The organism is Xanthocytophaga flava (assembly GCF_030068545.1).
GTDB lineage: Bacteria > Bacteroidota > Bacteroidia > Cytophagales > 172606-1 > Xanthocytophaga > Xanthocytophaga flava.
Genome location: NZ_JASJOR010000010.1, coordinates 231,680 through 255,371, shown reverse-complemented (window position 1 = coordinate 255,371; position 23,692 = coordinate 231,680). Strand labels below are relative to the sequence as shown.

Sequence of the window (23,692 nt, the reverse complement as noted above, 5' to 3'; positions counted from 1 at the left end):
TTAGAAAGTAGCATTCTTCTGAAAATACCTAGTTCGCTTTTTTCTGATAATGCTTAGGGTCGAGAGAGGCTTTGGTCCATTGGCTCAGGAAATCAAATACTTTTTCTTTATCATAACCATCTCCTTTTTCCAGGTAGGCAGAATTTTGTGTATGTATTCTATCTCCTTTGTCATTCAAAATCACAAATACCGGAAATCCAAAACGTTGTGGGTAGCTCAGTTTTTCTAATGTAGGAAGGTTCTGATTCTCTTTGCTGTAATTTACATGAACAATGACATAGGAGGCTTTAAATAAAGAATCCAACTGTGTGTCAGTTGTACTAAATTTATTGAATTTTAAACACCAGGAACACCAGTTTCCTCCGATTTGTAAAAATACGTGTTTGCCTTCTGCTTGAGCTTTTTTTACTGCATTCTGTATTTCTGTCTGGGCATTCGCTTCTGGATTGTATAATTTGGGTTTTTCCTGAGCATATGTTTGGGTAGAGACTACTAATGTAACACATACAAGGAAAGTAAGAAGAACTGATTTCATATAGTTGTTGGGTTAGATTGTTAGTAAGATTTGGGTAAATATAAAAAATAAATGGATTTTTCTGCTATTGGAGGTAATTTGTAGATTTATGAAGGAAGAAGAGTTGAAATCTGATTAATTAACAAAGAAGTTATATTTCTGGCAGATACAGTTTTTTTCGTTTGGCAAGAATCCGGATGCTTACAACAAGCACAACACACACCAACAGATTCGTGCTGTCATTTATACCATTATGTTTCAGACTAATGAATACAATTCCTCCAATCAGAGAAGCTGTTGCATACAGTTCGCCTTTTCGTAATAAGGCTGGTATCTCATTACATAAAATATCTGCCAGTAGTCCACCAAAAGTAGAGCTGATTACCCCCATAATAATTGCATAGGTAGGTGAGATTCCATTTTGCAGACTTATCTTGATTCCAGACGCTGTAAATAATCCTAGTCCAATTGCATCTGTAAAAAAGATAATCCGATTAAAACGTTTTAGATTTTCTTTGAATAGGAATACACTGATAAGAGCACTAATAACCAAACCTAGTGCAATGTTGTCATTTACCCAATTTACGGGTTTAACTCCTAAGAGAATATCTCGTAAAGTACCACCCCCGTAGGCAGTTACAAATGCCAATACGGCTCCTCCAAAAATGTCCATTAAGTGTGTACGAGCTTTCAAGGCTCCTGTTACGGCAAATATGAACGTACCTGCATAGGTAATAATTTGTAACCAGTTCATTCCTCTGAAAATTATACTGCAATAAGGTTGGGCTAAGATAACAAAGAATAAAATTACTCCTACTGGATATCTGGAATGCAGAAGTAAGGTTTGACATGCACAATAGATTGTTTGGCCAGAAAATATGTAAAAGCATTGGTTTCCTTTATAAAAATTATTTCCTTTGCATACCTGGACGCCAGATAAGCAGAAAATTGCTGAAAAACACCTGAAAAATCGTTTGTGTAAACCTCTTTTCGTACGTCTACAGTTACAGTCTTTTCCGTTTAACTGTTATTTGCATATACCTCTGGTACAGTATTTTATTTGATATTTTTAAAGACTTTTCTCATATATTCATAAAAGAATATCTGTTTTATTAAACCTAAATCAATTATTTCATGAAAGTAGAACCTAGAACAGTAGTGTCATTGACATATGAACTGCATGTAACCGATACAGATGGTAGTGAGCCTGAGTTAGTAGAAAGAGTAGAAGCAGATCAGCCACTAGTGTTTCTCTATGGTATTGGTAATATGCTGGAGAAATTCGAGAAGAATTTGGAAGGCTTAACGCAAGGAGATACATTCGATTTTTCACTTCAGCCAACTGAAGGATATGGTGAAGTGGATGAAGAAGCCGTTGTGCGCCTGCCTATTCATATTTTCGAGGTAGATGGTAAAGTTGATACTGAAATGGTAAAAGAAGGAAATACACTTCCTATGATGGATCAGGATGGCAATCAGATGCAGGGACGTGTACTTGAAGTTGCTGATGATTCAATCCTAATGGACTTCAACCATCCATTAGCGGGTCTGAATATGCATTTTACTGGAAAAGTGGTCAATATCCGTGAGGCTACTCTGGAAGAACTGACTCACCGTCATGTTCATGGTCCTGGTGGGCATCATCATTAATCACTGTTATTGATTGAGAAAATTCCTGTTTCAGTGTGAAGTGCTTCTCTTGAAGTGACTTTCCTGAAACAGGAATTTTTGTTTTAGAAAAATTACCAGCGAATAAGTGCAGACGCCCAGGTAAAACCACTACCGAAAGCTGCCATGCAAACCAGATTGCCTGATTGAATTCGACCTGCTTCCCATGCTTCACTTAAGGCAATTGGAATAGATGCGGCTGTTGTATTACCATATTTCTGAATATTACTGACAATCTTTTCTTCAGGTAAACCTAATTGTTCACCTACATATTTAGTAATCCGCAAATTAGCCTGATGAGGAATTAATACATCTATATCTGAGGTTTCTAACCCATTGGTGTCCAAGGCTTCTTTAATGACTTCCGGAAAGCGAACAACTGCATGTTTGAATACGTTTTGCCCATTCATATAAACAGTTGTTCCACCCTGCTCTATCATCTCGTGTGAAATCCAGCGTCCCTGACGGCTACCTCCCGGATCTTTTACAATAAGTTCCTCTGCAAACCGACCATCTGCGTGTAAGTGGGTGGATAAAATCTTATGATCAGGGTGATCCGTTGCTTTAAGTACTACAGCTCCTGCTCCATCTCCAAAAATAACCGCTATTCCTCGTCCTTCTGTGCTCATCTCCAGAAAAGATGATTGTATTTCAGAGCCCACAACAAGGATATTTTTATACATGCCAGCTTTGATGAACTGATCAGCTACAGATAGTGCATAAATAAATCCGGAACATTGATTGCGGATATCCAGTGCGCCAATTCCAGGAATATTGAGTTCTCTTTGTAATAATACTCCGCAACCTGGAAAGTAATAATCGGCTGTAATGGTCGCAAAGACAATGAAATCAATATCTGAAGGCTTCATTCCAGCGCGTTCTAATGCTATCAGTGAGGCTTGAGTTGCCATACTGGTTACGGTATCCTTGCCAGGGGTAAAAAAGCGACGTTCTTTAATGCCAGTACGTTCCTGAATCCAAGCATCGCTGGTATCCATCAGTTTTTCCAGATCATGGTTGGTAACCACATTGTCTGGAACATAATGTCCCACACCAACTATTTGAGAATAAGGCATATGCTAAAGTATAAAGTTGAAACAAAAGTCGGCAAAAGTACAAAAAAAGGATTGATCATACCAATGAACAATCCTATGTTATGAAAGTAAATGTAGCTGAATGTTAACGAGATATAAGTACTAAGACAGAAGTCTCAAGGGATTGTGAACGTGTTTCATGATTGATAAATTCACCTGCAAGTGTAGTTACATGCACACCTTTAAATTCTTTTACTAACTGGTAAGGAATATTTGCATTTTTCAGCTCCTGTAGCTTTTCCATTGTTGTATAAACAATCATTGGTTTAGTAGAATATACCTGTTTAAATTCATCCAGTGTAAAATACCACTTTACATGTTGGTGAGCATAAAAGTCAAAGCTAAGGGTACGTAAGTCTCCAAAGACAGCAGTAGGTGTATTGGGATAATATTTATTCGCATAAAATGCAGCTTCACTAGACGCCTGATATTGGAGGACAGTCGGGTAGAAAATCAGATTGAGATAAAAGGTAAAGAATAAACAGGATAAGCATGTATAGTAAAATACTTTTAACCAGGAATGGATTGTGGATCTAATCAGATATACAAAAATGCCAATAAGAGATATAGCAGCCAAAACAAACCAGAAAGATATCGTTTCTGGCCTGAAAAAATAATGGAGTAGTACTGGAGCAAAAAGTAAAACTCCTATGGTGAAGTATTGAGTAGATGTATAGAATAATTCTCCTTTCCTGGTGGTGCCAATAATTACTATTTCTTTGGCTGTAAAGATAGCCAGGAATGGAAAAATAATGTTTGTATAATGAGGTAACTGAAATTGTGACAATGAAAATAGCAGAATAGTAATAAATGCACCTCCTATAGTATAAAACTCCTGCTGCACCCTTTGTATATTTTCCTTTACCTGTTTGATTAAAGCATAATACATTAGTAGTCCCCAAGGCAAAAATGCCCATAAAAGTGTATGGAGAAAGAAGAACTTATCTCCTTGTCCTTTGATAGGGCCTGTATTAAAGAACCGGCCAAACTGGCTATCCCAAAAGAAAAAACGAATACCTGAAACATGTGTTTCACCAAAGACTTCTTTCTCCGGATGCATGTCAAACTGATGATATAAACTATATAGTTCAGGTGCTGTAAATAACAAAGTAATTATACCAACAAGCAACCATTTCCAGTGAAACATATCCTTCCACTGTCTTTTTATCAGCAACTCAATAAAAATCGCTCCACCGATAGGAACAATCGTAAAGATACCTTTGGTCATAATGGCACAAGCCGCATAGAGTGCCCCCCAGAACAGGTGACCCCATGTAAATTGGTGTTGTAATCGATAGAGGTGATAGGTCGAGGCAATGACCAGTCCAGTCAGATAGGGTTCTGCCCTTACATCACTATTAGACATAACCAGATGAAGAGCGGTAAGCAAAATCAGCACAGACAGGCGCGCAACTTCTGTGGAATACAATTCTTTTGCAAAACGATAAGTATAATAAGCAGCTAACAGGATAAACAGTAAAGCGGGTAGTTTATAGGCTATTGTATTAACCCCAAAAAGAAGGAAGCTGAATGCAGTAATCCAGAAGGGAAAGTGAGGTTTATCAAGCCAGTCTTTGTCATATAGATATAAGTCCCAATAATTGCTACTTTGTACCATATTTTTAGACAAGATTGCATACACAGCTGCATCTGGCTCCATTAAGTAGATGGGTAATCCTGCAATATATAATAGCCCTATAAGGCTACAAAGTGCAATAAATAGAAATTGGTTGATTGAGCTTTCGGCTGGGAGTAGGAGAGGTGTGGTTTGGTTACCCATATAAAATTAGGTAGGTAGTCTGAACTATGGTATAACAAAGGCATTATTCAAGGTTGGTTTTTGAATAATGCCTTTGTTATACTCAGGTGGCTTTGATATATACAGGAAATGTGGATTGAACAAAAGAATCAATTTTTTGCTGTACCATAGCGGTACTGATACCTGTTATACAGGGTCTTGTAATACAAGTAGTTTTTCGGTGATTGGCTGCACTTACACAGGGGGAGCAGGGAAGCCCTAGGTAAATAGGTTCAGCATTACCACCTAATGGAAGATACAGATTAGGTGTTTCAGGACCAAAAATAACAAATGTTTTCAAATTGGTTACAGATGCAAAATGGGCAGGACCTGAATCATTTGTTAACATTAATGATGAAATACTGTAGAGAGGAACTAATTCTTCAAATTTAAATGCTCCGGCTGTATTGATACAGCCGGAGTCATTAATCATATCAACTACATTCTTTACATACTCATATTCATTAGGAGCCCCAGTAGCAAGAATAATCCAATCCGGGTTATTTTCCAGAAAGTTACGGCCAATCTCTGCAAAACGTTCAGGTAACCACTTTCGTTGAGGAAGGAGATCCGATGCATTCACATTAAGAAGAAATATTTTTTGTTGGCCAAGTTGTGGATATAAATTCTTTATCTTTTGCAGTACTTCTTGCTGATCTTTAGAGTCGATGATAGCTTTTTCCAGCTTTATGCTCTGAAAGTCAATGGGATGTGTAGGATAAGGCGTATTATGAAAACCTAAGGCTGTGTTAATGAGGGAAATGAAGTTAACGGATATATGAACGTGTGCATTATAACGAACCGGATGGGTAATAATCTTACCACGATATAGGCCTTCATCATGTATGCTACCAAATCCAATGCGGGTACTAGCCCCACTCAAGGCTGTTAATAAGGCCGTAAATCGAGAAAATAACTCAAGATCTATTACTGTGTTGATTTTTTTGCTTCGGCACCAGAATATAAATTTAATGACATCTACAGCTAAAACCCAGATGTTCTCAGATCGCATACCAAATATATTTTCACTTGGAATAGTTTTTAGCAGATCAAGACTTTTTTTATTGGATTTAAAGATTGCAAAGTATAGTTCAGCATTGCCTTCTGCTTTCAACTTGCGCATAGCTGGATCTGCAATAATTGCACTCCCCATTTCTGAAAGCTCAATGAATAATGTATGATGAAGATTGGGTTTTGCCGAGCGCTTTCGAAAAATAGCTGTGAAAAATAAAACTATCGAAAACAGAAATGTGAGAGGAACACCTGCCCACCTGTCGATAGTCCGCATGGAATCTGGTTTCATAATAACGGAAATTTCTACTCAAAAATAAGACTAGGTAAACTAAAGCTACAACAAAAGATTAGGAATAATCGTTGGTCGCTGCTCCTTTTTTTGGTGCAAAGCTACTAATAAGTACTAAGAATGTAGCTGAATGAGGAGTAATTTTAAGAATACATCTTAAAATGTCTAATGAAAGGGATAGGAAGTAGACAATTACTGCTAATCTGTCTGCTTCCTGTCAAAATTTATGCAATAGCAGATGAAGTTGTTGTTCCTGTTGATGACAGCACGATAGTTTTGGCTTCCATAGGAGGTAATACTATGTGTACACTCGTCCATTGATTTTCTTCACTCTCTACCTGAATCTGTCCGTTAAGTTTTTCAATAGCCTTTTGTACAACATATAACCCTAAACCATTTCCTTTGGAAACTTCCGAACCACGATAGAATAAATGGAAAATTTCAGGAAGCATGCTTTTGGAAATTCCTATGCCATTATCATACAATTCAATAGCTATGGAATCCTGTATTTGTTTGATTGTTAATCTGACTACTGGTTGACGATTGGTCCGACAATGAAAAATAACAGAGTTTGCTATCAGGTTTTTTAGAATAAATGTAATAAGCCGGGGCTCAGATATGAGGCGGATATTTTTTTCTATATCTATATCAAACTGAATTTTGGATGCGTAAGTACTTATAATCGAAGATTGCTGTACCTGACACACTACATCTTCAAAATCAACTTCCCCACATTCATATTCGTCATGATTGATCGTATTGATCATTGAGAATTTCTCCAGCATACTATCCATATTGATAGCAGTGTCATTGATCTTTTCAAAAAGCATTCTTCCTGATGCTTCATCAAAGCCAAGCTTTGATACTTCAACCAATCCCATCAGGGTTGTGATTGGACGGCGTAAATCATGTGAGGCACGATATAGGAACATGTCAAGTTCCCGATTAACCTTACTTAGTTTAAGTGTTCTCTCCTCCACAATAGCTTCCAGATTCGTATTGATAACCCGTAGCTCTTCATTGGCTTGTTGAACCTGATTCTGGATATCGAATAATTCCTGTCGCTTTTTCTCTATTTCGAGATGCATATTGCCTTGTATATTTTTTCGGCTCCATATGACAACAGCAACAAGGATAGTCAATATAATGCTTACGATAATTAATAGTGTAATATACATTCTTTGAATCTGGTTCTCTGCCTGGAGTGTTTCCACTCTTTCCTGCATTTGGGCTGCAGATAGTTTTGGATAAGATATTCCTTCCGTACTAATAGCTGCTGCAAATGCACAAAGCAAAGATGACCTGAAAAAAGCTGGGTATAAATATTTCATAGGCAATGCTTTAACAGGAACTTCTATCGATTGGAGTATAAAGATGCAGTAATTATCTGTGAGAAAGAAATATGTATTTTCTAGTTCATGTATGATTAATATTTATTTGGATGCAAACAGGTAGGAGTCTTTACAAAAGATGTTTTTTTTTGAAAAAAACTCACACCTGCCTCCCATGCACCTGTTTACTTTTAATATATCTGAATGGGCAGGATAAAGTTCCGTCATTTACCTTTTCCTAGTTTTTTTGATTTTCAGATAGTTAGTGTCAGGCTTTGATTTTTCTAGTTACCGAATGCCTGTTTTTAGTTTTGATAATCAATAGGTTATGTAATAATCATATAAAAGTTATAGACTCCTTTTATACATCTGTCTTTGTATTTTTCTTATTCAAAATTTACTTATGAGAATTTGGGCAGTTTTATCTTTCTTGTGATTTACTACTTTTCATTACGTCTCAAAAATTTTTGAATCTATGTAGCAGAATAATATAGGAGTATCCGAGTATACTACTGACTACCAACTTATCTGAAAAAATGACTTACATAAAAACAAACAACCCTGTAAAGATCTTTACAGGGTTGTTTGTTTTTATATGAAATATTATTAATGCACTGTTTCCAGCTCCAGGTAATTGTTAACATCAACCAATGGCAGATTCCATGCTTCTGCTACACCTTTATATACTATGTCTCCCTGTATAACATTTAGTCCAAGTTGTAACTCGTGATTTTCACGACATGCTTTTTTCCAGCCTTTATTGGCAAGTTGAAGTGCATAAGGAAGAGTAGAGTTCGTTAGTGCTAATGTAGATGTATATGGCACCGCTCCAGGCATATTGGCTACACAGTAATGTACTACATCATCTATAATATAAACAGGATCTGCGTGAGTAGTTGGTTTACTGGTTTCAAAACATCCACCCTGATCAATCGCAACATCTACCATTACAGTACCCGGCTTCATACTGGAAAGCATATCACGTGTGATAAGACGAGGTGCTTTTGCTCCAGGAATCAATACTCCACCAATAATTAGATCGGCGTTTTGTATCATCTCCCGGATATTATACTCATTGGAAACCAGCGTGTCTACATTGGTAGGCATAATATCTTCTAGATAACGCAAACGCGCCAGGCTAATATCCATAATCGTTACATTGGCTCCAAGACCCGCAGCCATTTTTGCTGCCTGTGTTCCTACAATTCCTCCTCCTAATACCAATACATTCGCTGGCTTTACACCTGCTACACCCCCCAGAAGGATACCACGGCCTTTGTGCGTTTTTTCAAGGTATTTAGCTCCTGCCTGAATAGACATCCGTCCTGCCACTTCTGACATAGGAACCAGCAAAGGAAGACTTCTATCTGATTTTTCTACTGTTTCGTAAGCCAGACATATTGCCTTGCTTTTGATCATAGCGTGAGTCAGTTCTTCAGAAGATGCAAAGTGGAAGTAAGTGAATACCAGTTGATTTTCTTTGATAAGTCCGTACTCGCTAGCAATAGGTTCTTTTACCTTTATTATCATCTCCGCAATACCATACGTTGCTTCAATGGTTGGTAGAATTTCTGCCCCAGCCTGAATATACGTTTTATCGGCAAACCCACTGCCTTCTCCTGCGCCAGCCTGAACATATACCTGATGTCCGTGTTTTTTTAGTTCGGCTACACCTGCTGGTGTAACTGCTACACGGTTTTCATTGGTTTTAATTTCCTTAGGAACACCAATAATCATAATTGAAGAGGAATTTTAATTTGTTGATGAAGTATTTTCTATTTATCTGTATCAATATTCTTGATTACTCGTCTACTTTCTTTTTAAAAATTGTAATTGATTGTTTGGACCATCGTATATTTGAAGGAAAAACGGTCAAAAGCTCCTTTTACAAAATAATTTTTTACAAAAAGTATGATATTAAAAATAATACTTCGGAGATTGTAGCCTCCGAAGTATTTCGTTTTAGTTTGTTGATACTATAATATTTGTTGATGAAGTATTGGTCTTTTATTATGACAAAACTAAAGAATGTAGTAATTATTTCCAATAGTATTTTAATTTTTGGTAAATAAAACTTATTTTAGTTTATTTAATAGTAATATTTTATTTTTAATGTAACTTGTAAACTGTTTTTTTAGAAAAATTTTCTTTTTATGGAGGAATTAGATGATCTTGACGTTACAATCCTGCGGCTGCTTCAGGAAAACGCCCATTATACCAATAAGGAAATCGCTGCCCGATTAGGTATGACCATTACTCCTGTATATGAGCGGATCAAACGTTTAGAAAATCAGGGATATATCAAGAAATACATTACTTTACTGGATAAAGAGAAGATTGGCAAAACGTTAACTTCTTTCTGTAGTGTCTCTTTGCGTCATCATACAAAAGATAATGTGGAACAATTTGAAAAAGAGATTCAACAATTCAATGAGGTACAGGAATGTTATCATGTTGCAGGCGCTACTGATTTCCTGCTTAAGGTGACTGTCAAGAATATGAGTGAATATCACGACTTTGTTCGCAATAAATTATCTACTATTGAAAATATTGGTAATCTAAACAGCTCTTTTGTACTGAATGAAATAAAATATACTCTTGCTTACGATATTTAGATTAAAATATATGGAGTAAGTTGAACTAGTCAACTTGCTTCATGTAAAGTTTATATTTCCTTTCCATTATTTAACAGAGGTATTATATAGCATACTGTATTTTCTGGATTTTGGAGAGTATAAGAAAGGCTTTTGATAGAATAATTTCAGGTTTGGAATTTTATTGAAATACACTGAGATTATAACGCTATAGAAAATAATGTGCTTAATAGATAATAGTTTTAGATTAAGTTGAGAACCTTTTTTTAGATAAACAGATTTACTCTCTGCTCTGACTCATTTAGTAGCCAGAAGTCTGTTTTAGGGAAAGAATAACCCCGATAAGAGGTATATTGGGGTACTCTTATCGGGGTTAGAGATTTTAATTTTACAGTATTTATTTAAAATTTCCAGCGGACAAAAGCTTCCATTGCTTCGTACTCAGCCAAGCCAAGTTGGTTGTATAAATCGGCTGTTCCACGGTTTCTTTCTTCAGCTCTTTGCCAGAATTCACGATCATCAGATCCCTGGAATACTACACCATCTTTTTGTGATTGATGTTTAAAGATACCAAACCGTTTTTTCATAACCTGATCCGGACTCATGGGTACTGCCATTTCTATTTCATGGATGTCCCACTCAGCCCAGGCTCCACGATACAACCATACCCAACAATCTTTCATGAAATCTTCGCTTTTCAATCTGTTTACTGCTTCTATGATAGCATCCAGACAAACTTTGTGAGTACCATGTGGATCGGCTAAATCTCCAGCTGCGTAAATCTGATGAGGTTGTACCTGGCGAATGATATCCATCACAATCTGAATATCAGCTTCTCCCAGTGGATTTTTCTGTACAAGTCCTGTTTCATAGAAAGGCAGATCCAGAAAATGTGCGTTTTCCGGAGGAATACCTACAAAGCGACAGGTTGCTTTTGCTTCACCTCTTCTGATCAGACCTTTTACATGGCGAAGCGAAGCTGTGTCCATTTCATGTGCCTGTTGCAGGAATGTATCAGTTTCCTTCAGCATATCCGATGCCTGATCAGACTGAATAGCGAATGCATTGTTGAAGTCAACTACAAACTCCATAAAACGACGAGCTTCATCATCTGCCACAGCAATATTACCAGATGTCTGATAAGCAACATGTACATCATGTCCCTGATCTACCAAGCGTTGAAAAGTACCACCCATAGAGATAATATCATCATCAGGGTGTGGACTGAAAATCAAAACACGTTTGCGAACAGGATTGGCTCTTTCCGGGCGGTTGGTATCATCTACGTTCGGTTTTCCACCTGGCCATCCTGTAATCGTACGCTGAAGTTTATTGAAAACTTTTATGTTTATATCATAGGCACTACCATACTGTACCAGCAAATCACTCAACCCATTGTCATTATAATCCCGGTTGGTTAATTTCAGAATAGGTTTTTCCAGTTTCAACGCAAGATGAGTAACTGCTTTTTTAGTCATGGAATCATTCCATGTCACATCATCTACCAACCATGGAGTTTTGATACGGGTAAGTTCGGCAGCAGCTCTTTCATCAATCACAAAACGAGTGTTTGGATGTGCCTGCAGGTAAGAAGCTGGATTTTGTTCACTCACTACTCCTTCTACTGCCTGCTGAATCACAGGTGCTTTACGTTCGCCCCAAGCCAGCAGTACAATTTGGCGAGCATTCATAATCGTTGAAACGCCCATTGTGATTGCTTTCTTTGGTACTAAATGAATACCGCCGAACTCAGTTGCCGCCGCTGCACGTGTAGATTGGTCTAGGGTGATTAAACGTGTGCGGGAAGATTGTAATGATCCTGGTTCGTTAAAGGCAACGTGTCCATTTCCTCCAATTCCCAGCAATTGAAAATCTATACCACCTGCTTCAATGATTCGTTGTTCGTATTCTTTGCAATAGTTAGATAGCATAGCTAATGGGATTGTCCCATCCGGAATATGGAAATTTCCTGGCAGAATATCCACATGGTCAAACAGATTTTCCCGCATGAAGCGATGATAACTATGGATAGAATCTGGAGTCATTGGGTAGTACTCATCCAGATTAAAGCTGATTACATGTTTAAAGCTAAGTCCTTCGTTTTTGTGCAAGCGTATTAGTTCCGCATATACTGTTTTTGGAGATGAGCCTGTGGCTAAACCCAAGACACAGGTTTCTCCTCTTTTGCCTTTTTCGTTGATCACTTTTGCCATTTCCTTCGCTACCCAGGCAGACGCTTTCTTCGAGTCTGCGTAGATATTGGTAGGAATTTTTTCAAAGCTGATACTTTGATCTATAGTTTCCTGAATGATTGAAAAGGAGGGTGTTTCTGTTAACATGGAGATGTTATTTTTTTTAAAATAATCAGATAAAGCTCGATTCTATAACTCAAGTACAAGTATAAAAATTAATTTTCATTGTTTTATTTAATTAATAAAAAATTTTTTTAATTGATTGAGTCTACTAAACCTATATATTCTGTAATAGAAAGTATTCAAATACTTATATATTTGTTGAAAAAAAATATTTTTCAATATGTTAGAGATCAAAGAGTCGGTTGTTGAAATAAAAAAGAGCCGATTGAAACATCTGTTGTTGAAGGAACTCTATATCAGTGGTCCCAGTACTGTTATCAAAATAAGTAAGATTGTTCATTCCAGTCCTCCTTCCATAGCTATGTTACTCAATGAGTTAGCTGAAGAGGGGTGGGTAATGGAAGTAGGGGTAGGGTCTTCTAAATCAGGACGCAAGCCTGTATTATATGGTTTAAATTCTTCTCATGGTTTTGTTGTTACCTGGAGCATAAGCAAAGTAAAGGGTCGGTTGGTTTTATATAATCTTAATCATGATGTGTATGCAGAAAAGGATTACAACTTCAAGCTGGAAAACAACAATTCGTATGCTGCCTTTATTGCAGAGAAGACCCGCGAGTTTCTAAAAGAAGAAAAAATTGATAGTAGTCGTATTATTGGAGTTGGCATATGTATGCCAGGTTTGATCGATAAGAATACAGGGTATAATTACACACACAAAAACAAGGAAGACAAGCCCTTAAATGCCCTTATTGAAAAATACCTTGATGTGCCTGCCTTTACATTGAATGATGCAAAAGCGATTGCTTTTGGTGAAAAGCGTTTTGGATTGGCTAAGGATTACAATGATGTATTGGCTATTAATATAGATTGGGGGGTTGGATTAGGTATTCTATTGAAAGGAGAGGTCTTTAATGGAACAGCAGGGTTTGCAGGGGAGCTAGGTCATATTCAGGTACGACCAATGGGAGAACTTTGTTCGTGTGGCAAAACAGGTTGTCTGGAAACTGTTACTACTACTGAAGTATTGATTCGCAGAGTGAAGGAAGAAATTGCTAAAGGCAGAGTTTCAAAAATTCTTCAGCTTTCCAACGGAGAAAAAGATACGATTACAGAAGATTTGATTATTGCAGCTACCCACCAGGGCGATGAACTTTGTATAGATCTTTTTCAGGAGATAGGTACAGAGTTGGGAAAGGCTCTATCTATTGCAGTGCATTTATTCAACCCGGAACTTATCATTGTGGATGGTTTGCTAGCCAGAGCTGGTAAATTCATTACAATTCCTATTGAGCAAGCCATTAATAAATATTGTCTGGCAGAATTCAGAGATCACCTGAAGATAATGACTTCCCAATTACGCGAATCGGCAGCATCCTTTGGAATGTATGCCTATGTAATGGAGCATATTTTTGAATCTGGCGTGTAAATCTTTTGTGGGAGTCCAAAGTATAGTGTTACATAAGTATGCTCTGGACTCTTATTTTTTTAGTAAAAATTATCTCGCACACTAACGTCCTGTTTTCTTTATTGGTTAAGGTTATTTTTCTGAATAGACCTACAGTCATGCTTTAAAAATTACTGTAAAAGAATACATTATAACCTACCTGTTTTTCAGAAAAGACTACTATTTTTGAGCAAGCTCACAGCTATCTGTATTGATAACAAACCCATAGTATATTACCTCTATGCAATATTATAATTCTATTGTGGATACTATTGGAGATACTCCATTAGTAAAATTGAATAAGGTGACCAAAGGGATTAAAGGAACCATTTTGGCAAAAGTAGAATATTTCAATCCTGGTAATTCTGTAAAAGACAGGATTGGGATCAAGATGATTGAAGATGCAGAAAAAGCAGGTATCCTGAGACCAGGAGGAACTATCATTGAAGGTACTTCCGGAAATACTGGTATGGGATTAGCTCTTACTGCTATTGCCAAAGGATATAAGTGTATTTTCACGGTTTCAGATAAGCAATCACAGGAAAAGATTAATATTCTCCGTGCTGTAGGAGCTGAAGTAATTGTTTGCCCTACCAACGTGGCACCAGAAGACCCCCGCAGTTATTATTCAGTAGCCCGTCGTTTGAATCAGGAAATTCCTAATTCTTTTTACCCGAATCAGTACGACAATTTATCCAATGCGGCTGCACATTATGAAACCACTGGTCCGGAGATTTGGTCACAGACAGAAGGAAAAGTTACACACTATGCCTGTGGCGTAGGAACTGGTGGTACTATTTGTGGTGCAGGCAAATATCTGAAAGAACAGAATCCTAATGTGGTAAATGTAGGAATTGACACCTATGGTTCCGTATTTAAAAAATACAAAGAGACAGGGGTTTTTGATGAGAATGAGATTTATCCCTACCTGACTGAAGGTATTGGAGAAGACATTCTTCCGAAAAATGTTGATTTTTCACTTATTGATCATTTTATTAAGGTCACAGATAAAGATGCTGCTGTCATGACTCGTCGGTTGGCACGGGAAGAGGGTATGTTTGTAGGATGGTCATGCGGATCGGCTGTGTATGGGGCTTTGGAATATGCCCGTGAGCATATGAAAGAGGAAGATGTAATGGTGATTATATTACCAGATCATGGAACACGTTATCTGAATAAGATATATAATGATACCTGGATGAAAGATCACGGGTTTCTGGAAGCACGCGACTTTGCAACTGCTCGTGATATTGTTCATTCCCGAAATATTTCTGATCGACTGCTAACAGTAGATACTGTTATGAAAGTAAATGATGCTGTTCGTCTACTAACCAAAGAAGGTATCTCTCAGATTCCTGTTACTGATGGTGAACAGATTGTTGGAAGCCTTACAGACTCAAAAATATTGGGTCAACTTATCGAAAAACCGGAGATTCGGGATTCTCCAGTAAGTGAACTGATGGACCCCCCTTTCAAATTTGTGGGATTAGACAATACATTGGATGTACTATCATCATTGATTGATAAAGAAAATAAAGCCTTATTGGTACGCGATGAATTAAATCGTGTTCACATTATTACCCAGGCAGACTTGCTATCTGCAATGGCTGGATAACATCTTTAATTGTATTTTCAGAGGTACGATTGTTGATTTGATAGTACTTTCAGATCAGCAATCGTACTTCTATTTTTATCTCTATATTTTATGCGAATAGTTAGCATCTTTCTTATTTTCCTTTTTTTATCAGCTTGTGCTTCCAAAGAGCAGAAAAGCAGTGAGTCAACAACTGATATTTTGTCTGATACTGCCCAAACTTCTGAAGAGAATAACAGCAATGTAGATAAAGAAGCAGCAGATAAGCAATCTGAAACTTCTGTGAATAGAAGTACTAATCAACTGGAAAACTTTTCTGGGATTACCAATTTTCAACCCGCAAAGTCTATAAAAGATCTTTCCATCCAAAATTTTGTCACCAGGTTAGACCAACCTGACTCTACTTTTGCAGATTCAGACTCTCTGTGTCCTGTCGGACAGTTGCATTTCTGGAATCTGGAGGGGCAAAATTGCCGAATTTTTGCTTTGGGAGATGATTATACTCAGAAGGCAAATCTAAGTGCATCATGTCGGGTATATGGAATACAGTTAGCAGAAGGAGCGGAAAGTGCTGATTATGCCAGTTTTTTAGGTATTAAACTTGGCGATGAGTCAAAGCAAGTGGAAGATAAATTAGGCGAGTTCGTAAAAAGTAACCCTGCCTATCAATTTGAGAAATTGAAAGGAGAATCTATTCTGGAAAAATTTCTTACTAAAAAACAAAAATCAGTATTTGTTTTGACGGATGGAAAACGATATATCCATTTTGCGATAGGAAAGAAACAAAAACTAAATTATATACTTTTTGCTAACATGGAAGTTCGGAGTGCATGTTAGAATGGTAGTTAGATAATTGTTTGGTTGTGAATGAGATACTATTTTGTGGTTAGTGTTGTAACTCGTGTATACTTTTTGACAGTGAGGGTATTAATATCTATAAAAACCACTTATCTACTCACTTACTATTTCTTATGCGATTCTTTTCATATTATTTTCTTACTGTCCTATTAGCTGTATTTTGTCTGAGTAGTTGTAAGCAGTCAGTTTCTGACCAAACAACTGCTCCAAGTGATTCTACCAATCATGTAACTGAAGCATTTAGTGGACACTGGATTATTAAAGACTATATAGATCAGCTTCTACAGTTTCATTCTATATCTGAAATTCAGGAAGGTTTGGAAGAAATATATATTAAGCCAGAGGTTGATTCTATTTATTTTACCAATGGATTTGAAGAGGTAGGCTTTGGCTTCAAAAGGCTAAATGATACAATATTACAAGTGGAGAAGTTTAATCAGGATTCTCTTACCAATTTTGTTCTTTCCACTCAAGGACATGTACTAAGTTATAAGAATATCAGTGCACAAAAAACAGTCGTTTTCAGTAAAGTTGATGTTTCTAACGAAATATCTGAATCTTTATTCCTGTATCAGCCTGTTACCAACCAACATATTGTAGCTGGAAATTATAAACTGACAGCGCCCGAGGATGCTACTGTAGTGTTTGAAAAGGATGGTAAGATTACAGGATGGAAAGATTTTCAGCATTATGAGCTTTGTATTGCAGGTGATTGCCGGAATTTTTTTAACAAACAAGACCTGATTACTTTATCAACTGCTGAAAAGACAGAAGATTTTCTTTTGGTCAAAGAGAAAGATTCCTATGCTCTCTACGAGGTTGTTAATGTAAACAAACCTGATGAAATGCCTTTTTATGAACAAGGTAAAAGGGTTTATGTTTTCCAGAAGAAAGGGTAGGATAGTAGAGCGAGTTTAGATTTGTATAGTTCACTTTTTTCTTTTACAACTAGTAATCTTATAAATCCTGACACAATGTTATCTGAGAGTATTATCATTCCTACCAGAGAGATTATAGAAGAAGCCCATTCCCGAATCCGTCCATTTATACATAAAACCCCTGTTCTAACCTCTCTTACTATTAATGAGATATCAGGGGCCGAAGTTTATTTTAAATGCGAAAATCTGCAAAAGATAGGTGCATTTAAGATTCGGGGAGGAATGAATGCAGTTTTACAACTGAGTGAAGAAGAGCGGCAAAAGGGGGTAGCTACTCACTCCTCTGGAAACCATGCACAGGCAATTGCTTATGCAGCCAGAGAAGTAGGATGCAAAGCCTATATTGTGATGCCAGAAAATGCACCTGAAATCAAGAAAAAGGCAGTTGCGGGATATGGAGCTGAAATAATATTTTGTAAACCCACTCTTCAGGCAAGAGAAGAGGCATTGAATGAGGTCGTTGAACGTACAGGAGCTACATTTGTACATCCATTTAACAACTATCATGTAATTGCAGGGCAGGCAACTGCTGCTAAGGAGTTGATAGAGGAGATACCTGATCTGGATAGTATACTAACACCTGTTGGGGGTGGAGGATTATTAAGTGGAACAGCACTAAGTGTACATTATTTTTCTCCAAAGACAATTGTGATAGCGGGAGAACCTGAAGGTGCACAGGATGCTTATCTGTCTTTGCAAGAAGGAAAGATTGTATCTGCGCCTTATATCAAAACAATTGCGGATGGCTTGTTGACTAATCTGGGAGATAAGACGTTTCCATTAATCCAAAGATATGTAAAGAGTGTTATTACAGTTACAGACGAAGAAATTATTGCTGCAATGAGATTAGTCTGGGAGCGTATGAAGGTAGTTGTTGAGCCTAGTGGAGTGGTTCCATTAGCTGCTTTACTCAAAGAGCCGGAACTATTTAAAGGGAAAAAGGTTGGAATTATTTTCTCTGGAGGAAATGTAGATCTAGGTAATCTCCCTTTTTAAACAAAAACCCATCCTCAGATTAAAGGATGGGCTTTCTATATTATTTCTTCCGGAATACCAGGTTAATTGGAATACCTTCAAAACTAAAATGCTCTCTGATCTTATTCTCCAGGAATCGTTCGTATGGCTTCTGAATGTACTGAGGTAAATTACAGAAAAATGCGAATGTTGGAGTCTTGGTTGGTAATTGAGTAATATATTTGATTTTGATGTATTTACCCTTAACCGCAGGAGGCGGATAATGCTCGATTTCTGGTAAGAGAGCATTGTTTAAGGCAGAGGTAGCTATCTTTTGTGTGCGATTATCATACACTTCAACAGCTTTTTCAATAGTTTGGAAAATTCGTTGTTTTTCTGTGACAGACGTAAAGAAAATAGGGGCATAGTCAAGCGGGGCAATCCGTTCTAGAATCTCTTTCTTTACTTTTTCAGCAGTTTTATGATCTTTCTCCAATGCATCCCATTTGTTCATCATAATTACGATACCTTTTCTGCTACGCTCTGCCAGCCAGATAATGTTCACATCCTGACTTTCGATACCACGTGTAGCATCCAGCATGATAATACATATATCAGAGTCTTCCAGTGCTCTGATGGAGCGCATTACGGAATAAAACTCTATATCATCCTTCACTTTGGCTTTGCGACGCATACCCGCAGTATCCGTAATGATGAAATCTTTGCCAAACAGTTTATAGTGAGTGTCAATAGCATCTCGTGTTGTTCCTGCTATATCGGTCACGATACTGCGTTCTTTGCCAAGAAGTGCATTTAAAAAAGAAGATTTACCAACATTTGGACGCCCCAAAATCGAGATTCGAGGTATACCGGCATTTGGATCTTCAATTCCCTCTTCTGTAAAGTCTTTCACTACTTCATCCAGAAGTTCTCCTGTACCTGAACCTGTTTGAGAGGAGATAGGATACACTTCACCCAATCCCAATGCATAAAACTCACCGGCCATCTGAGCCTTTTGGATTGTGTCAGCTTTATTAGCTACCAGAAAGACTGGTTTTTTGGATCTGCGTAGGACATGAGCAAAATCTTTGTCCAGATCTGTCAAGCCTGCATCTGCGTCTACCATGAATAGTAAGACACTTGCTTCTTCAATAGCCAGTTCAACCTGATCCCGAATAGATTCTTCAAAGATATCATCAGATCCTACTACATATCCTCCAGTATCAATTACTGTAAAAAACTTTCCGCACCATTCACCATGCCCATAGTGTCGATCACGTGTGACCCCACTGACGTTGTCCATGATCGCTTGTCTTTTTTCGATCAATCTATTGAAGAATGTCGATTTGCCTACATTAGGTCTTCCTACAATTGCTATAATATTTGCCATAAAATTCTTAAGTCATTGCATCAAAAGATATAGTCGCTAAAAATTCGGACTTCAAATCTTTTAAAAATAGTGTAATTCTTTTGTTATTAATCAGGCGAAGTACCTTATTCTGAATAGCCAAATCTCCGTAAGGTGTTTTCTCTGCTTCTCCAGTCTGCTTCTACTTTAACAAAGGTTTCCAGAAATACTTTTCTGCCAAAGAACTCTTCCATATCTTTTCTGGCCTGCATACCCACTTTCTTGATGTTTTCTCCTTTGTGACCCAGCAGAATGGCTCGCTGACTGGTCCTTTCTACCATAATTTCAGCCTGAATAACCAGTATATCCTTTTTATCCTTAAAGCTGGTAATGACTACTTCGCAGCTATAAGGAACTTCTTTATCATAATTCAAAAAGATTTTTTCCCGAAGTATTTCTGATGCAAAGAAACGTTCGGGTTTATCCGTAAGTTCATCTTTGGGAAAATAAGGCGGATGATCTGGCAAATTGGCTATTATAGTTTGAAAAAGCAGATCTATATTGTTTTTCTTTAAAGCTGATATTGGGATAACTTCTTTAGCTTTAACAGTTTCCTTCCAGTAAGCGACTTTTTCTGCTATCTGTTCTTCTGTTGCCAGATCTGTTTTGTTAATCAATACAAAAATAGGTGTTTCTGTATGTGATAGTTTTTGTGTAACATCAGACTCATCATGTTTTTCAAAGATGTCTGTTACAAATAGAATAATGTCTGCATCTTCCAGAGATGTATGTACGAATCGCATCATTTTCTGCTGCAATTCATATTTGGGCTGGATGATACCTGGTGTATCCGAATATACGATCTGAAAATCGTCTCCGTTCAGAATACCCATAATACGGTGACGGGTAGTCTGTGCTTTGTATGTAATAATGGAGAGGTGCTCACCTACTAATGCATTCATCAGTGTCGATTTGCCAACATTGGGCTTGCCTACAATGCTTACAAAGCCTGCCCGGTGTTGAGGAAGGACCTGATCTGGTAGTACGTCTGTCATATTGAGTAAGAATCCCTGTTTGAATTTTTTTGACACAGAGATTTATGGTATAAAGATTTTTTTTGCAAATATACTTGATTTATTGAAAACAACCTTGCATCTTTGCACTCCAATTTAGATCGCGGGATGGAGCAGTTGGCAGCTCGTTGGGCTCATAACCCAAAGGTCGCAGGTTCGAGTCCTGCTCCCGCTACCATAAAAGCCTGTAAGAGATAACCTTACAGGCTTTTACTTTCTTAAGAGATAGAAGGTTGCAGTGTGTTGATTAGTAGCGAGTTAATGAGTTTTGAAAAATAAATAAAATAAAAAGTGCTTACTATTAGGTTTATTGAAAACAACCTTGCATCTTTGCACTCCAATTTAGATCGCGGGATGGAGCAGTTGGCAGCTCGTTGGGCTCATAACCCAAAGGTCGCAGGTTCGAGTCCTGCTCCCGCTACCATAAAAGCCTGTAAGAGATAACCTTACAGGCTTTTTTATTGTATACATTTTTTCCTGCTGATTTATTTTTTCTTTAAGAAAAGCCAGGATATAATAATTTTGGTTTCTACAAAGCAGGTACTTCCTACAATTTGTTATCTCAACCTTTCTGAAAACTAGTAAGAATATACTATTTATAGTTCCGCCTAAGGTTCATTTGTTAGACCTGAATGGTCCTGCCCATATTTTTTATGAGGCAAAAGAGTTTGGTATGCTTGTCGAACTACATTTTGTTTCTGTAAGTACTACTATACATGCAGAAAGCAGTGCTGGATTATCTTTTTCAAATCTGAAGCCCTATGTTGAGTTTGAATTGAGCGAAGAAGACTATGTATTTGTGCCAGGCTTGGAATATACGCTGATTTCAGATAGTAGCTTCATACAGAATTGTGATCCCTTCTTTAAGTGGCTTAGAAGACAGGCTTCACATGGAGCACATGTCTGTTCTGTGTGTACGGGGGCTTTCTTATTGGCAGAGGCAGGTTTGCTCAGTGGAAAAAGTTGTACAACGCACTGGAAGTATTTATCCAGATTCTCGCAAAAATACCCTGCGGTTTACCTCAGAAAAGACAGATTGTTTGTGGTAGATGGGAATTTATATACCAGTGCAGGAGTTGCATCAGGTATTGATTTGGCTTTGTATATTATTGAGAAAGAGTTTGGAACAAAATGGGCCATCGAAGTAGCCAAAGAAGTGGTAGTCTATTTTCGGCGAAGTGAAGGGGATCCACAACTAAGCATTTTTCTGCAATACAGAAATCATATGGACAGTCAGATTCATGAGGCGCAAAATTATCTGATGAGTCATTTATCTGGGAGCTCTTCTTTGGAGTCTGTAGCTGAGCACGTTAACATGAGTATCCGTAACCTGACCCGGTGTTTTAAGAAAACAACAGGAATCACAATCGGAGATTATCTTGAGAAACTCAGGGTTGAACGAGCCGTGCAGCTCTTATCGACTGGTAATAAAGTAGAAGTAGTAAGTAAAGAGTGTGGCTTGAGCCCTAATCAGCTCAGAGCATTGCTTAAAAAGCATCGGGGAGTATTGCCGGGAGACGTTGCTTCATTGGAAATGTCCTGATACTGCGTTATGTTGTCCTTTGCAGAGGAAAGTAGTATCTGTAGCTTTGACCATCATAAAAGTAATACACTATGAACAAACTACTCACTCTGTTTATGGGACTGTTGTTGATGTCCATATCTTTTCAATCCTTTTCACAAATGCCTGTTGCATATGTGTGTCCTCCCTGTAATAGCCAATGTGATACATTATCTTTTGATAAACCGGGCGTTTGTACCCATTGTGGCATGCCATTGGTCTTAAAAAATGAAAGCAAAGACAAGCTGTCTCCTACACGAAAAAAGATTGCATTTTATCTTCAGGATGGAATTGAGATATTGGATTTTGCAGGTCCACTGGAAGTCTTTACCTATGCTGGCTTCGATGTATTTACAGTCTCTAAAACAAAGGCTCCTATAAAGGCTCAGGGATTGCTGACGGTGACTCCGGATTATAGTATACAAGATGCTCCTAAAGCTGATATACTTGCTTTTTTTGGTGGGTCATCAAATGCGCCTGCTTCTGATCCTGATGTAATCAAATGGGTGCAGTCACAACAAAACATAGGACATTATTTCTCTGTTTGCACGGGTGCTTTTGTCTTGGGTGAAGCGGGATTGTTGAAAGGAAAAACAGCCACTACATTTCATAGTTCGCTGGATAATCTGGAGAAGAGCTATCCGGAAACAAAAGTATTGAAAAATGTGCGGTTTGTTGATAATGGCAATCTGATTACAACAGCTGGTATTTCTGCAGGTATAGACGGGGCACTGCATCTGGTAGCCAAACTAAACGGATTTGATGCTGCTCGAAAAACGGCTTACTATATGGAATACGACAAATGGACGCCTGGTGAAGGATTGATTCTTACCGAATATAATCCATACAAGGCTTTGGAGCCTGTAGATAATCTGAAATTATATACAGGCACCTATGAGTTTAATGACGGTTCAAAGATCCAGATAAAAGTGAGCGAAAGAGAAAAAGGACTGTATGCTATTGTGCGGGATCGTAATTATCCTCTGTTTTTCACAAAAGAAAATACGTTTACAGATGCAAATGGAAAAGAAACTATCACTTTCATAAGGGATAGACGTAATCGCATCACAGGATATACTTTATCACAAGACCCAAAGGTTTTTCATAAACTAAATTAGCATCAGATAAACAGTGCTTAAATTATCTCTAATTTCTATAAATAAAGCTAGCGGGACTGTAGAAATAGAACCAAAGAACAAAGATAGCTTTGCTCCCATTAACCGTGGTAGGTAGTGTAGGTATGTAAGGCTTTTTCCTGTGGATTAGGTCTTTGGTCAAGTGGGTAGAAGATTCTAAAGTGTCTTT

19 protein-coding genes and 2 tRNA genes are annotated in these 23,692 nt (G+C 37.6%); 11 read left to right on the top strand and 10 right to left on the bottom strand.

All coding sequences use genetic code 11. From position 1 onward, the window contains the following. Positions 1-28: 28 nt before the first annotated feature. Both QNI15_RS16725 and QNI15_RS16720 read right to left on the bottom strand, forming a co-directional pair. Positions 29-535: a thioredoxin family protein gene (locus tag QNI15_RS16725; RefSeq protein WP_313996770.1), complete on the bottom strand. Its 507-nt coding sequence runs from the start codon at positions 533-535 to the stop codon at positions 29-31. A gap of 130 nt (positions 536-665) precedes the next feature. Continuing rightward, the gene (locus QNI15_RS16720) at positions 666-1,268 is read right to left on the bottom strand and encodes a trimeric intracellular cation channel family protein (RefSeq protein WP_313996773.1); all 603 of its coding nucleotides are present in this window, start codon (positions 1,266-1,268) and stop codon (positions 666-668) included. 380 nt (positions 1,269-1,648) lie between these two features. Here QNI15_RS16720 and QNI15_RS16715 point away from each other — a divergent pair, with 380 nt between their 5' ends. Then, entirely contained in the window at positions 1,649-2,164 is a 516-nt protein-coding gene (locus QNI15_RS16715; RefSeq protein ID WP_313996775.1) for an FKBP-type peptidyl-prolyl cis-trans isomerase, read from the top strand. A gap of 92 nt (positions 2,165-2,256) precedes the next feature. Here QNI15_RS16715 and QNI15_RS16710 read toward each other — a convergent pair whose 3' ends face one another. The 5 genes from QNI15_RS16710 to ald form a co-directional block, all read right to left on the bottom strand. After that, a complete protein-coding gene (locus QNI15_RS16710) occupies positions 2,257-3,258 on the bottom strand; it encodes a beta-ketoacyl-ACP synthase III (RefSeq protein ID WP_313996777.1) in 1,002 nt (333 codons plus the stop codon). A 103-nt stretch (positions 3,259-3,361) separates the two neighbouring features. Continuing rightward, positions 3,362-5,056 carry an ArnT family glycosyltransferase gene (locus tag QNI15_RS16705; protein WP_314032655.1) on the bottom strand — a complete coding sequence of 565 codons (1,695 nt, stop codon included), beginning with the start codon at positions 5,054-5,056 and terminating at the stop codon, positions 3,362-3,364. 82 nt (positions 5,057-5,138) lie between these two features. Further along, positions 5,139-6,377 carry a glycosyltransferase family 9 protein gene (locus tag QNI15_RS16700; protein ID WP_314032654.1) on the bottom strand — a complete coding sequence of 413 codons (1,239 nt, stop codon included), beginning with the start codon at positions 6,375-6,377 and terminating at the stop codon, positions 5,139-5,141. Between the two features lie 224 nt (positions 6,378-6,601). Continuing rightward, positions 6,602-7,708, bottom strand: a complete 1,107-nt coding sequence (locus QNI15_RS16695; protein ID WP_314032653.1) for a sensor histidine kinase — start codon at positions 7,706-7,708, stop codon at positions 6,602-6,604. A 606-nt stretch (positions 7,709-8,314) separates the two neighbouring features. Continuing rightward, on the bottom strand, positions 8,315-9,445 hold the full coding sequence (gene ald, locus QNI15_RS16690) for an alanine dehydrogenase (RefSeq protein WP_313996786.1): 1,131 nt from the start codon (positions 9,443-9,445) through the stop codon (positions 8,315-8,317). Between the two features lie 416 nt (positions 9,446-9,861). Between ald and QNI15_RS16685 the strand changes: the two genes are divergently transcribed. Further along, positions 9,862-10,323 carry an Lrp/AsnC family transcriptional regulator gene (locus QNI15_RS16685; RefSeq protein WP_313984420.1) on the top strand — a complete coding sequence of 154 codons (462 nt, stop codon included), beginning with the start codon at positions 9,862-9,864 and terminating at the stop codon, positions 10,321-10,323. Between the two features lie 380 nt (positions 10,324-10,703). Here QNI15_RS16685 and nagB read toward each other — a convergent pair whose 3' ends face one another. Continuing rightward, on the bottom strand, positions 10,704-12,641 hold the full coding sequence (nagB, locus tag QNI15_RS16680) for a glucosamine-6-phosphate deaminase (RefSeq protein WP_313996788.1): 1,938 nt from the start codon (positions 12,639-12,641) through the stop codon (positions 10,704-10,706). Between the two features lie 196 nt (positions 12,642-12,837). Between nagB and QNI15_RS16675 the strand changes: the two genes are divergently transcribed. From QNI15_RS16675 to QNI15_RS16655, 5 genes are all read left to right on the top strand, one after another. Next, complete coding sequence (locus QNI15_RS16675) at positions 12,838-14,043, top strand: ROK family protein (protein WP_313984404.1); 1,206 nt, start codon at positions 12,838-12,840, stop codon at positions 14,041-14,043. A 259-nt stretch (positions 14,044-14,302) separates the two neighbouring features. Then, entirely contained in the window at positions 14,303-15,676 is a 1,374-nt protein-coding gene (locus QNI15_RS16670) for a cystathionine beta-synthase (RefSeq protein ID WP_314032651.1), read from the top strand. Positions 15,677-15,766: 90 nt separating this feature from the next. Further along, the gene (locus QNI15_RS16665) at positions 15,767-16,492 is read left to right on the top strand and encodes a hypothetical protein (RefSeq protein ID WP_313996790.1); all 726 of its coding nucleotides are present in this window, start codon (positions 15,767-15,769) and stop codon (positions 16,490-16,492) included. A gap of 134 nt (positions 16,493-16,626) precedes the next feature. After that, positions 16,627-17,412 (top strand): hypothetical protein, encoded by a 786-nt coding sequence (locus QNI15_RS16660; protein ID WP_313996792.1) that lies wholly within the window; start codon positions 16,627-16,629, stop codon positions 17,410-17,412. A 75-nt stretch (positions 17,413-17,487) separates the two neighbouring features. Further along, on the top strand, positions 17,488-18,447 hold the full coding sequence (locus QNI15_RS16655) for a threonine ammonia-lyase (protein ID WP_313996794.1): 960 nt from the start codon (positions 17,488-17,490) through the stop codon (positions 18,445-18,447). A 40-nt stretch (positions 18,448-18,487) separates the two neighbouring features. Here the strand turns inward: QNI15_RS16655 and der are convergent, their stop codons facing one another. Beyond that, on the bottom strand, positions 18,488-19,795 hold the full coding sequence (der, locus tag QNI15_RS16650; protein WP_313996796.1) for a ribosome biogenesis GTPase Der: 1,308 nt from the start codon (positions 19,793-19,795) through the stop codon (positions 18,488-18,490). A 104-nt stretch (positions 19,796-19,899) separates the two neighbouring features. Then, entirely contained in the window at positions 19,900-20,808 is a 909-nt protein-coding gene (gene era / locus QNI15_RS16645) for a GTPase Era (RefSeq protein WP_313984389.1), read from the bottom strand. 120 nt (positions 20,809-20,928) lie between these two features. Between era and QNI15_RS16640 the strand changes: the two genes are divergently transcribed. The 4 genes from QNI15_RS16640 (at position 20,929) to QNI15_RS16625 (ending at position 23,505) form a co-directional block, all read left to right on the top strand. After that, positions 20,929-21,004: transfer RNA gene (locus QNI15_RS16640), tRNA-Met, on the top strand. A gap of 170 nt (positions 21,005-21,174) precedes the next feature. Continuing rightward, a tRNA-Met gene (locus QNI15_RS16635) sits at positions 21,175-21,250 on the top strand. Between the two features lie 135 nt (positions 21,251-21,385). Beyond that, on the top strand, positions 21,386-22,369 hold the full coding sequence (locus tag QNI15_RS16630) for a GlxA family transcriptional regulator (protein ID WP_314032677.1): 984 nt from the start codon (positions 21,386-21,388) through the stop codon (positions 22,367-22,369). A 71-nt stretch (positions 22,370-22,440) separates the two neighbouring features. Then, positions 22,441-23,505, top strand: coding sequence for a DJ-1/PfpI family protein (locus QNI15_RS16625; RefSeq protein WP_313996798.1), 1,065 nt, complete (start codon positions 22,441-22,443; stop codon positions 23,503-23,505). The last annotated feature ends 187 nt before the right edge of the window (positions 23,506-23,692 follow it).

Excerpts from the sequence above, each read along its gene's own strand:
- der (WP_313996796.1), bottom strand. The coding sequence starts at position 19,795 with ATGGCAAATATTATAGCAATTGTAGGAAGACCTAATGTAGGCAAATCG.
- QNI15_RS16700 (WP_314032654.1), bottom strand. The coding sequence starts at position 6,377 with ATGAAACCAGATTCCATGCGGACTATCGACAGGTGGGCAGGTGTTCCT.
- QNI15_RS16655 (WP_313996794.1), top strand. The coding sequence starts at position 17,488 with ATGTTATCTGAGAGTATTATCATTCCTACCAGAGAGATTATAGAAGAA.
- QNI15_RS16675 (WP_313984404.1), top strand. The coding sequence starts at position 12,838 with ATGTTAGAGATCAAAGAGTCGGTTGTTGAAATAAAAAAGAGCCGATTG.
- era (WP_313984389.1), bottom strand. The coding sequence starts at position 20,808 with ATGACAGACGTACTACCAGATCAGGTCCTTCCTCAACACCGGGCAGGC.
- ald (WP_313996786.1), bottom strand. The coding sequence starts at position 9,445 with ATGATTATTGGTGTTCCTAAGGAAATTAAAACCAATGAAAACCGTGTA.
- nagB (WP_313996788.1), bottom strand. The coding sequence starts at position 12,641 with ATGTTAACAGAAACACCCTCCTTTTCAATCATTCAGGAAACTATAGAT.
- QNI15_RS16705 (WP_314032655.1), bottom strand. The coding sequence starts at position 5,056 with ATGGGTAACCAAACCACACCTCTCCTACTCCCAGCCGAAAGCTCAATC.
- QNI15_RS16685 (WP_313984420.1), top strand. The coding sequence starts at position 9,862 with ATGGAGGAATTAGATGATCTTGACGTTACAATCCTGCGGCTGCTTCAG.
- QNI15_RS16725 (WP_313996770.1), bottom strand. The coding sequence starts at position 535 with ATGAAATCAGTTCTTCTTACTTTCCTTGTATGTGTTACATTAGTAGTC.
- QNI15_RS16665 (WP_313996790.1), top strand. The coding sequence starts at position 15,767 with ATGCGAATAGTTAGCATCTTTCTTATTTTCCTTTTTTTATCAGCTTGT.
- QNI15_RS16670 (WP_314032651.1), top strand. The coding sequence starts at position 14,303 with ATGCAATATTATAATTCTATTGTGGATACTATTGGAGATACTCCATTA.
- QNI15_RS16625 (WP_313996798.1), top strand. The coding sequence starts at position 22,441 with ATGAACAAACTACTCACTCTGTTTATGGGACTGTTGTTGATGTCCATA.
- QNI15_RS16720 (WP_313996773.1), bottom strand. The coding sequence starts at position 1,268 with ATGAACTGGTTACAAATTATTACCTATGCAGGTACGTTCATATTTGCC.
- QNI15_RS16710 (WP_313996777.1), bottom strand. The coding sequence starts at position 3,258 with ATGCCTTATTCTCAAATAGTTGGTGTGGGACATTATGTTCCAGACAAT.
- QNI15_RS16715 (WP_313996775.1), top strand. The coding sequence starts at position 1,649 with ATGAAAGTAGAACCTAGAACAGTAGTGTCATTGACATATGAACTGCAT.
- QNI15_RS16660 (WP_313996792.1), top strand. The coding sequence starts at position 16,627 with ATGCGATTCTTTTCATATTATTTTCTTACTGTCCTATTAGCTGTATTT.
- QNI15_RS16695 (WP_314032653.1), bottom strand. The coding sequence starts at position 7,708 with ATGAAATATTTATACCCAGCTTTTTTCAGGTCATCTTTGCTTTGTGCA.